Genomic DNA, 9,020 nt, shown 5'->3' on the forward strand with positions numbered 1-9,020 from the left:
AATTATGCGCCGCAGCATGGAGGCTGCACATCCAACCCGTCCAGATAGTCCGTCCCCCATTGGCACATAGCGTCTATAACGGGAATGATGCTTTCCCCGAAGGCCGTCAGGGAATACACCGTTTTCGGCGGCTTCTCCGGGATCACCTCTCTATGTATCATCCCGCATCCTTCCAGATCGTGAAGCTGTTGGGAAAGCATTTTAGGTGTTGCGCTGGGGATACGCCGCTGTAACTCCATGTAATGCAAAGGCCGGTCTACCAAGTGCCAGAGGATGAGCGGCTTATATTTCCCGCCAATCAGCGATAGAGTTGCCTCAACAGGGCAGTTGAATTGCGTTTGTTTCATGGAATCACCTCTTGAAAATTATATCATATCGTTGCGATTAGGAAAAGGACTTACTTTTTGGAAAGTACCTACCTAAAAAGTGCAATCTTGTGTAGATTTCTGAATGTTGTTAAAATTATTGCAGATGGCGCTCTCCGTTATCAGCCATCAGACTATTCAGAAAGGACAACATATCATGGATTTTATTACGATTGCGAAAACTCGCTGCTCCATCCGCAGTTACACCGACAAGAAGGTGGAGCGGTCGAAGCTGGAGAAAATTTTGGAGGCCGCTCATGTGGCCCCCACCGCCGCCAACCTCCAGCCGGTTCACCTGATTGCCGTCCAAAGCGAGGACGGGCTGGCGAAGATCGGCAAAGCCACCAACATCTACGGTGCGCCCCTGGCTATCATCGTCTGCGCCGACCACAACAAAGCGTGGGTGCGGCCCTTTGACCAGAAGCAGACCGGGGACATTGATGCCTCTATCCTGACCGATCACATGATGCTCCAGGCCACGGAGCTGGGCCTGGGCAGCGTATGGGTGTGCTACTTCAAGCCGGATGTTCTGCGCCGGGAGTTCAGCCTCCCCGCCAATCTGGAGCCGGTCAACATCCTGGCCATCGGCTATGCTAGGGAGAATTTCACTGACCCGGAGCGGCACATTCAGACACGAATCCCGGTAAGGGAGCTGGTTTCCTACGAAAGCCTGTAAACCGACTAACTGCACCAGGGGGGCGTCCTCCTGGTGCTGTTTTTAAGAAAGTTCAAAAAATTTTTGTCTTATGGTATAATTCCTCTTGCTTTGAAGTGCGCTTCATAGCTTATTCTACAAAGTGAATGGGGGATTTGAAATGTATTCAGCAAAGGAGGCTGCGGAGATCACTGGCCTTTCTACCGCAACGTTAAGATATTACGAGAAAGAAAGTTTATTGCCGCCAGTAAAAAGAAATGTCCAAAAGTATAGACAATACACAGATGAAGATATTGAATGGATTCGGATGATCCAATGTATGCGTATGGCTAATATACCAATCCAATCTATCAAGGAATATGTTTCTTTATTGATACAAGGCGGAAAGACGCTTGAACAGCGTTATGAGATGGTTCAAGAGCATATAGAAAATATCATGGGGCAAATAGCCGATTTACAAAAGGCATTGGCTTTAACACAAAGCAAATTAGCATTTTACGAAAAAATTTTGAAAGAGCCGTTGCATCAAGACATAACGTATGCTGAGGAATGGAAAATGTTTAATCATGGAGGCCATATATAACACAAATTCTGTTCTTGACATAAATGCAACAAAACGAAAAGGAGAGATAATATGCCCTATATCACGGTTGAAAGCGGGAATTTATCAGACGCCCAAAAAGAGGAACTGATAAAGCGGTTGACGGAAGTATCTTCCGAAATTATGAAAGTACCGCAGGAGTTTTTTGTTACCACGATCAAAGAAGTGCCTGATAAGAATTTTGGTATTGGTGGAAAAACGATTGATAAAGTCAAGGCTGAATATATTCGGGCACATCAGTAAATTTTGCACATCGGAGATACATCCAGTTAATATTACAGGGGAAAATATGATTACTTTTTATATCGTTCGCCACAGGCAAACCTTGTTGAATCGGCTTGACAGGGCGCAGGGATGGGCTGACGCCCCCTTGGCCGCATCAGGAAAGCAGGCGGCAAAGGAGTTGGGGAAGTCCCTATCTTCCGTTGTATTTCAAGCAGCATACACAAGCGATACATACCGGGCATTCCATACCGCTCGGCTGATGTTAGAAGAACACGGTCATCCCGATATTCCAATACATCAGGATGCTCGCTTGCGGGAATGGTGTCTTGGAGTAATGGAAGCAGAACAAAACACCATCTTTATCAAAAAAGTGTCGGAATGGCTGGGAGGCGTTTCCTTTTCTGAAATGAACAAACGACTTCCAGAGGTTGCCGCAGCAATCAAACAGCATGATACTACTGGAATGGCAGAAACCTTTGAGCAGATAAGCAAACGGCTAAAGGAACTGCTTGTATCCGTTGGATCGGCCTATCCTGATGGCAGCAACATTCTTGTTGTCACACACGCATTTTTAATTAAAACGATACTCTATTTGTTCCATTATGCAAGGATAAGGAGTATGTCACAAATTCGCAATACTGATAGTTTTCGCTTATTCTATGATAATCAAACGTTCAAAACAGAGTGAAACAGGTCATCTTTCTTCCGGCAAATTCTGATCGCCCCAGGTTTTCATGTAGTCAATCACATCCATGAAGCTCCGGCCTAAATCAGACAGAGTATATTCTACTCTCGGCGGAATCTCCTTGAAATCATGCCGGATCAAAAACCCATCGTCTTCTAATTCCCGAAGCTGTTTTGTCAGGGATGACTCTGTAATTTCACCAAGTTGGCGGCGCAACGCTCCAAATCTATGAATGTCATTAAAAGCAATATAGTAAAGAATTTCAAGTTTCCACTTGCCACCTAAGATTTTTTGGAGCGTTGACATCGTTTTACAGCGTTAGATTGCTGTTTCTGTTTTCCTCATTTTCATAACCTCCTGATGGTATTATATCTTCTTTGCAATCAAGAAGCAAGGTACTACAAAAAAGTACCGTACTTTTATTTTCTCCGCACCATGATATAATGGCAAAAAAAGACAAGGAGGTTCTAGTATGCATTACACTGGAACAATATGGAGGCCACCCTATCCTGACTTGCTAAAATGCGCTGGTAGTACATGGTGTTAATCTGCCGTTCCAGCTGCCGGACACTCCACGCAGATTTTGCACATTCTTCTGCATAAAAAGTCCTTGCCTGTTCATCCTGGACACGCATTAAAAGCCGATAATGGGACCAGCTCAATTCGGCACACAGTGTGTGCCGAATCGGAAACAAGCAATAAAACTGGCGCATTGCCCGAAGATTACGGACGGTAAAACCCTTTCCAAACTCAACAGTCAGCTGTTCAGATAAATAATCCAGAAGTTTTTTTCCATACTCGGCCCGGTCATTTTCTCCACACGCTTTATAGATTTGTTCTCCTATTTCCCAGTAGGTGATTACCATTGTGGAATTTACCGCCGCGCTTATCGGCGATGGTGATCATGGAATCACGAAAGCAGACGATTACCTTACCGAGGGAATTCCATATATCAGAGTCTTAAACCTTACTTGGGGACAAGGTTTGAGTCTTGAAAACATGGTGTACATTTCAGAGGACATGAATGAAAAGATACGAAACAGTACATTAAGACCCGGAGATCTTCTCATTGCAAAAACAGGTGCTACCATTGGGAAAACAGCTATGGTTCCTGATTGGATGCCCATCAGCAATACTACGTCCCATGTAGGTAAGATAACTATGCCTAAAACGCAAGACGCAGAGTATTATTTCCATGTGTTAAACTCGGCAGTTATCCAAAAACAGATTGAGGATATAGCTTCTATGCAAAGCACTCGACCTGAATTGGGAATCGAAGGGCTTAAAAATTTAGTAGTAACCGTACCGCCACTCACCATCCAGCATGAAATCGCAACACATTTGACCGAATGTTGTTCAAGCATCAACAGCGTTATTGATGCAAAAAAACAACAGCTGGAAATGATGAGCAATTGCAATAAATATTTTGTAAGAACCGGCAAAACCTTGCGGAACAGCGCATAACGCCGCATTTCCTGACAGCAAACCACCCCAATTACTACGGATTTACTACCAAGGGATGAGCTTTGATACGACGAAACACCGGGAAATGCGGACATACGGTTTTGCGCCGCCCTTTGAACTGCCCTCTAAAATCACATATTGCCCGACTGGATAGGCCGTCTTTTCTGCATGGGAAAGGCGGCTTTTTCCATGCCCGTACATAGCCGTCTGTTTCGCCGCAGGCGGCTAAATCTATGAAAGGAGGGAACCCCAAAATGGCGAAACCGAAAGTGATAAGCGTAGCAAATCAAAAAGGCGGAGTTGGCAAAAGCACGACCGTCTACAACCTGGGGGCCGGTCTTGCGCTGGAAGGAAAGAAAGTTCTCCTGCTGGACGTAGACCCCCAGGGTGATCTGACCAAAATGCTGGGCCAGCGCAAGCCACACGACCTGCCCCTGACCCTTGCCAATGCCATGAACGACGTTGTGGCCGGGACAATGCCCCGCGACCACCCGGAGATCATGCAGCACCATGAGGGCTTTGACTTTGTGCCGGGAAACCGCAGCCTGTCCGCCGTAGAGGTGGGGCTGGTGAACGTAATGAGCCGGGAAAAGGTGCTGCGTCAGTATGTGGACAGCGTAAAGCGGGACTATGACTATGTTCTGCTGGATTGCCGCCCTTCGCTGGCGGCAATGGTATCCTCCATGTGCTGGGGAGCCTGCCGCCGCAGGCGGGACACCTCCCGGTCTGTTATGAATTTTTGGAATGAATAGCTGTCACCCATGGCACGGCGTAATTCTTTTACACGATTCATGCTGCCGCCCCCTCACATATGAAAGTGGAAATCATACCCCTCGCTCTCGTCCTCATCGTCATCGATATCCTCCCACTCATCTTCTTCCTCGTCCTCAAAATCCTCATCTACCTCCGGTTCATCCTCGTCATAATCAAACAAGGACTGCTGCTGGTACATCGAAGCTACATCATAATAGTGCTGGGCGCTGCTCTGCAAAGCCTGTTCAAGCGCGGCAGTATCCAGGCCGCAGTCACGGTAGCCTTGATGCACCGTGGCATAGTAGCTGGGCGAGGGGAGATTGAAATTCATGCGCGGATTCATGATGTAAACCATCGCGCTGACCTCCCGGCCGCCCATCTGCACCTGCACATCCCGCTTGAAATAGTGGCTGGGAAAGCCCTCATACATATCCAAGGCCCGCTCGTCCCTGGCCTGGATTTCCCAGAGACCCACGGGAACGGATGCCCCATCTTTGCGGCCAATGGTAGCGAAAGCTGAACGCTCCCGGCCCTTGAACTGCAACTCGTACCCTTGCAATTCGCCTGTGCCAACATATTTTGCCGTGGGACAGCGGTACTTCATCTGTCCCTTGTTGAGATTGCTGCCGTAGGCAACATACAATTTTTTAGCCAATTTTCTCATCCTTTCACATAGACATTCGTGGTTCTTCGGATTCTACATCTTCTGAAATTGGAGGGGCGGGAGCCTGCTCCATGGCCTGAGCAATAGACTCCGCCAGCCGTTTTTCTGCTAACCTCTGCTTTTGAGCCTCTGCCTGGGCCGGGTCCTTCCACGCAATATTGCCGTCCAGATTCTTCAGCAGATGGTGCCGGGCCGTCTTGAACTCATCGCCAATCAGCCCCAGCCGCAGCAGCCACACCCGGAAGGTGTATTTCTCATTGCTGCTCTGGGTCTTGATGCGGGAAGCCGATTTCTGTACCAGCGCCTGGTGGCTTATGGCCATGCAGAGCTGGATATACGACTTGATTTCCCCGGCATGAAGCGTGGAGTTGAACAGCCGGAATTCTATCGTACCCTTAGAGAACACCGAGTGCAGATTCAAGCCATGGTACCGGCTCTCATCATAGTGATAATTCCTGCCGGACCGCCCATTGTACCAGATATGCTCGAAGTCGGACATGGACGATGGGCGCTTGCTGTTCAGTTCATCCAGGAACCGTGTGTCAGCTTTGGCACAGTAATGTTCCCGATGCACATCCACCTTGAGGGTCTTGTAGAGCAAGTCCTCCTTCGCCGCCATGATATTCACAATGTTGCGGAGGGTTTTCACGTCGTGGGGTGTTGCGTCAATGTGGATGTGGATGCCGCAGGAACTGTTGACCTTTGCCCCGGCAGAGCGCAATTTGCGTATGATTTCCTGAATCGTCCCGATGTCCTCGTACTTGCAGATGGGAGACACAAACTCCACCGCATAGGCCGCATTGCGGGATTCGCCGCGCCGGGACTCCCTGCGGATTGACGAATCCGATACAACTTTCCACTGGCGGCTGTCACCGTCACGGACAGCGAAAGCGTCGTACATCCCGCCCACGTGGGTGGCGCTGGTACCAAAATGACCGGCAATCACCTGGGCGGCTGCGGCCCTGGTAATGCCGGTCATCTCAATCTCTATGCCAAATTTTTGGGTTCTCAAAAGCTATCACTGCTTTCTGAGAGAGGCGCCGAAACAGGTTCTTGTTCTGCCTGCGGCCTGGGCCGTTTGCGCCGCTCAGCAGGTTTCACCTCCATGCCGGAGCGCAGGTCCAGGAACTCACGAACATTGCCGGGGACGGACTTGGCGTAGAGCGCATCCACGGCAGAGACCATTTCCTGCTCAACCGACTGTCCCTTTTGCTCCAAGTACAGCCGCAGGGCCGCCAGCTTTTCTTCGTCATAAGGGAGGGTGATAGAATCTTTTTTCATAGTGTATCAACTCCTTCTGCTGAGATATCTTCAAAAGTTATTTGGTTTTCAGGTACTGAATGGCTGCTCTCTCTGAGCCACCAGTCCATGACATCCTGCCCGCAGTGCCATTTCAAATAGGGCTTGCCGTTATCGATCCGAGCCTGGAGCATACGGTCAAAGGCCCGCAGATACGCCCGCTCATATTTGGGATATCGGGCAAACTCCCGGCGCATCTGCTTGGCCCCGGCAAGGGGACAGCCAATGCACCCGATCCGGGAGTACCCTTCATCATAGAGGCAGCAGTGGGAGATGCCACGGGACTCCAGATACTCCCACACATCTTCTTCCAGCCAGTCGATGATGGGATTGAGGGTGTGCATGCTTTTCATCACGCAGGATTCCAGCAGGCGGCGGGCCTCATCGTTGTCGTTCATTAGCTTGATACGCACGCTGCTGTGGCTGTTCAGCTCCAGCACGCCCCAGCCATTTTTGCACCTGGCACTTTCCGCCCAGCGAACGCCGGTTATTACAAACCGCCCCTGGCCGCCGCGCTCCTTGAGCTGGTCGCAGCAGTAGCGGACTATGCGTGTCGGAGGCATACCTTTCTTGACGATCAAATCCCACATGGTGATACCGGGACGCTCCACAACAACGTCGGGATAATGCTCCCGCATAAACATAGATAACCTCCGGCGGGTCAACGGTGGTCAGGCTGTAGTGAGCGTCGAATTTCACACCAGCTTCCCGGCACAGATGGTAGACGGCCTGGCCAGAATAATCGAGGAATCCTTCTTCCGAACACGTTTCATGGCGTTGCGGATATACTCGATTGCCGTCATATTGGTGAGGAACAGATAGAGTTCGTCGATGGACGCAGCCGTGTTGCCCTTGCCCAGCAGCTCGTTGGACATATAGGAGAGAATGTTGAACAGCATGGCGTCTTTGAGCCGCTTGTTGGTATCCATCAGCCCTTTCACCCCGAAGCACAGGAACCGGTCGTCCACGATATTCGTGTGCCCATTGAAATATTTGGACTCAGCCCCCACGCACATGGAATGGATTCCCAAGCACACCTCCTGGAGCATTTCCTCGGTATAAAGGTATTTGCGCTCCTTATCATAGGTGTGATATTCCTCCTGGCAGAGCTTATAAAAATCGGAGAGAATGGGGAAATCGCAGGGCTTTTTGGTGGCATAATCTGTGCTGTCGGTGATGCCGAACCGGGCGTAGAGCTTCATGAGGAGTATCTCTATGGTGTCGATCTGAGCGTCGCTGAAATCCTTGTAGGCCCTGAAAAAGTCCTTGAGGAACGCAATGTGCTGGCTCAATCGTGTTACCCGCTTGAATGCGTCGGGCGTAGCTGCATCCACTTCGCCAGAACCATCTGTCCAAGCCTTGGGTTCCAGCGGGTTGATGGTGTACTCGCCAGACATGAAGTCGATATAGCAGCCACCCAAGGCGCGGGTGAGTTCCTCATACTCGGATTCCGCGTCCAGGCAGATGCAGGTCTTGCCGGACTCCCGCAGGTTGGTTAAAATGAGCTTTAACAGGTAGGACTTGCCCTGCCCAGAGTTGCCGAGAATCAGGATATTGCTGGTGGTCTTGTCCTCTGCCCGGCGGTCGAAATCCACCAGCACATTGGAACCGTACTTGTCCCGCCCGATATAAAGGCCATGGGGGTCGGTCTTGCCAGAGAAGTTGAAGGGGTACAAATTGGCAACGCTGGATGCCGGTAATACTCGCTCATACTGCGCCCCGAACTGGTTCGCGCCCACAGGCAGAACAGAGAGAAATCCCTCTTTTTGCCGCAGTGTCAGGCGGTCAACGGATATCTTGGAGCGGGTCAGCTCCATGGATATCTCGCTCTGGAGTTCCTTCAGCTTGTCGAGTGTCCGGGCCTTGAGTTCTATAAACACGGAGCAATGCAAGAGAGGCTCCTTGTTCTTTCGCAGATTGGCCAGCAGTTCCACCACATCCTGGAGGTTTCCCTGGGCCTCGATTGTTTCGTTGACATCGTTGCCGCCGGACATGAGCTTGTTCTTCCTTGTGGCATTTTGCAGGATCTTCCTCTGCTCCATAGGCTCCACCAGCCGGTGATAAATGCGCAGGGTCACCCCGCTGCGGTCGGCGAGCTGGGACAGGATAGCCTGTTCCTCTGTGCTGGGCGGGTACTCCCGCACCAACCATACCGAGCGGTACGAGTCGCCCACGATATAATAATCGCTCATGAAGCGCACGGAGCCCGGCAGGATGCAGTCGAAGAAATCTTTTGTACGCACAGCTTCAAGCTGGGCCGGGTTCATTTTCTTGTTCTTTTTCTTCTTGGACATAGTCACACAACCTTT

At 50.2% G+C, this 9,020-nt stretch carries 14 protein-coding genes; 6 read left to right on the forward strand and 8 right to left on the reverse strand.

Features of this window, described 5'->3' with window-relative positions; genetic code table 11:
- Positions 1-2: 2 nt before the first annotated feature.
- On the reverse strand, positions 3-347 hold the full coding sequence (locus VSQ30_RS12180) for a winged helix-turn-helix transcriptional regulator (RefSeq protein ID WP_334464343.1): 345 nt from the start codon (positions 345-347) through the stop codon (positions 3-5).
- A 175-nt stretch (positions 348-522) separates the two neighbouring features.
- On the opposite strand from VSQ30_RS12180, the gene VSQ30_RS12185 reads away from it, so the two are divergent.
- The 4 genes from VSQ30_RS12185 (at position 523) to VSQ30_RS12200 (ending at position 2,534) form a co-directional block, all read left to right on the forward strand.
- A complete protein-coding gene (locus VSQ30_RS12185; RefSeq protein ID WP_334464345.1) occupies positions 523-1,041 on the forward strand; it encodes a nitroreductase family protein in 519 nt (172 codons plus the stop codon).
- Between the two features lie 139 nt (positions 1,042-1,180).
- A complete protein-coding gene (locus VSQ30_RS12190; protein ID WP_334464347.1) occupies positions 1,181-1,603 on the forward strand; it encodes a MerR family transcriptional regulator in 423 nt (140 codons plus the stop codon).
- A gap of 51 nt (positions 1,604-1,654) precedes the next feature.
- Entirely contained in the window at positions 1,655-1,864 is a 210-nt protein-coding gene (dmpI, locus tag VSQ30_RS12195; RefSeq protein WP_066535663.1) for a 4-oxalocrotonate tautomerase DmpI, read from the forward strand.
- 46 nt (positions 1,865-1,910) lie between these two features.
- Positions 1,911-2,534, forward strand: a complete 624-nt coding sequence (locus tag VSQ30_RS12200; RefSeq protein WP_334464348.1) for a histidine phosphatase family protein — start codon at positions 1,911-1,913, stop codon at positions 2,532-2,534.
- A gap of 6 nt (positions 2,535-2,540) precedes the next feature.
- Here the strand turns inward: VSQ30_RS12200 and VSQ30_RS12205 are convergent, their stop codons facing one another.
- Together VSQ30_RS12205 and VSQ30_RS12210 are read right to left on the reverse strand one after the other, a co-directional pair.
- On the reverse strand, positions 2,541-2,837 hold the full coding sequence (locus VSQ30_RS12205; RefSeq protein ID WP_334464349.1) for a winged helix-turn-helix transcriptional regulator: 297 nt from the start codon (positions 2,835-2,837) through the stop codon (positions 2,541-2,543).
- Positions 2,838-2,998: 161 nt separating this feature from the next.
- Positions 2,999-3,397: a DUF1016 N-terminal domain-containing protein gene (locus VSQ30_RS12210; RefSeq protein WP_334464351.1), complete on the reverse strand. Its 399-nt coding sequence runs from the start codon at positions 3,395-3,397 to the stop codon at positions 2,999-3,001.
- A 1-nt stretch (position 3,398) separates the two neighbouring features.
- Between VSQ30_RS12210 and VSQ30_RS12215 the strand changes: the two genes are divergently transcribed.
- The gene (locus tag VSQ30_RS12215) at positions 3,399-3,995 is read left to right on the forward strand and encodes a restriction endonuclease subunit S (protein ID WP_334464353.1); all 597 of its coding nucleotides are present in this window, start codon (positions 3,399-3,401) and stop codon (positions 3,993-3,995) included.
- 254 nt (positions 3,996-4,249) lie between these two features.
- Positions 4,250-4,747, forward strand: a complete 498-nt coding sequence (locus VSQ30_RS12220; RefSeq protein WP_334464355.1) for a ParA family protein — start codon at positions 4,250-4,252, stop codon at positions 4,745-4,747.
- Positions 4,748-4,800: 53 nt separating this feature from the next.
- Here the strand turns inward: VSQ30_RS12220 and VSQ30_RS12225 are convergent, their stop codons facing one another.
- From VSQ30_RS12225 to VSQ30_RS12245, 5 genes are read right to left on the reverse strand one after another with little or no spacing between them, the layout of a single operon-like run.
- On the reverse strand, positions 4,801-5,403 hold the full coding sequence (locus VSQ30_RS12225) for a gamma-glutamylcyclotransferase family protein (RefSeq protein WP_334464356.1): 603 nt from the start codon (positions 5,401-5,403) through the stop codon (positions 4,801-4,803).
- 13 nt (positions 5,404-5,416) lie between these two features.
- Positions 5,417-6,424, reverse strand: a complete 1,008-nt coding sequence (locus tag VSQ30_RS12230; protein WP_334464357.1) for an amidoligase family protein — start codon at positions 6,422-6,424, stop codon at positions 5,417-5,419.
- Positions 6,421-6,693, reverse strand: coding sequence for a DUF6103 family protein (locus tag VSQ30_RS12235; RefSeq protein WP_160642951.1), 273 nt, complete (start codon positions 6,691-6,693; stop codon positions 6,421-6,423). The genes VSQ30_RS12230 and VSQ30_RS12235 overlap by 4 nt, the downstream gene beginning before the upstream one ends.
- On the reverse strand, positions 6,690-7,355 hold the full coding sequence (locus VSQ30_RS12240) for a phosphoadenosine phosphosulfate reductase domain-containing protein (protein ID WP_160642950.1): 666 nt from the start codon (positions 7,353-7,355) through the stop codon (positions 6,690-6,692). Before VSQ30_RS12240 ends, VSQ30_RS12235 begins: the two co-directional genes overlap by 4 nt.
- Positions 7,356-7,406: 51 nt before the next feature.
- Positions 7,407-9,005 carry a VirB4 family type IV secretion system protein gene (locus VSQ30_RS12245; RefSeq protein ID WP_334464359.1) on the reverse strand — a complete coding sequence of 533 codons (1,599 nt, stop codon included), beginning with the start codon at positions 9,003-9,005 and terminating at the stop codon, positions 7,407-7,409.
- Between the last annotated feature and the right edge of the window lie 15 nt (positions 9,006-9,020).

The organism is Acutalibacter sp. JLR.KK004 (assembly GCF_036941085.1).
Lineage (GTDB): Bacteria > Bacillota > Clostridia > Oscillospirales > Acutalibacteraceae > Acutalibacter.

Excerpts from the sequence above, each read along its gene's own strand:
- dmpI (WP_066535663.1), top strand. The coding sequence starts at position 1,655 with ATGCCCTATATCACGGTTGAAAGCGGGAATTTATCAGACGCCCAAAAA.
- VSQ30_RS12245 (WP_334464359.1), bottom strand. The coding sequence starts at position 9,005 with ATGTCCAAGAAGAAAAAGAACAAGAAAATGAACCCGGCCCAGCTTGAA.
- VSQ30_RS12190 (WP_334464347.1), top strand. The coding sequence starts at position 1,181 with ATGTATTCAGCAAAGGAGGCTGCGGAGATCACTGGCCTTTCTACCGCA.
- VSQ30_RS12210 (WP_334464351.1), bottom strand. The coding sequence starts at position 3,397 with ATGGTAATCACCTACTGGGAAATAGGAGAACAAATCTATAAAGCGTGT.
- VSQ30_RS12220 (WP_334464355.1), top strand. The coding sequence starts at position 4,250 with ATGGCGAAACCGAAAGTGATAAGCGTAGCAAATCAAAAAGGCGGAGTT.
- VSQ30_RS12235 (WP_160642951.1), bottom strand. The coding sequence starts at position 6,693 with ATGAAAAAAGATTCTATCACCCTCCCTTATGACGAAGAAAAGCTGGCG.
- VSQ30_RS12200 (WP_334464348.1), top strand. The coding sequence starts at position 1,911 with ATGATTACTTTTTATATCGTTCGCCACAGGCAAACCTTGTTGAATCGG.
- VSQ30_RS12205 (WP_334464349.1), bottom strand. The coding sequence starts at position 2,837 with ATGTCAACGCTCCAAAAAATCTTAGGTGGCAAGTGGAAACTTGAAATT.
- VSQ30_RS12180 (WP_334464343.1), bottom strand. The coding sequence starts at position 347 with ATGAAACAAACGCAATTCAACTGCCCTGTTGAGGCAACTCTATCGCTG.
- VSQ30_RS12240 (WP_160642950.1), bottom strand. The coding sequence starts at position 7,355 with ATGTTTATGCGGGAGCATTATCCCGACGTTGTTGTGGAGCGTCCCGGT.
- VSQ30_RS12185 (WP_334464345.1), top strand. The coding sequence starts at position 523 with ATGGATTTTATTACGATTGCGAAAACTCGCTGCTCCATCCGCAGTTAC.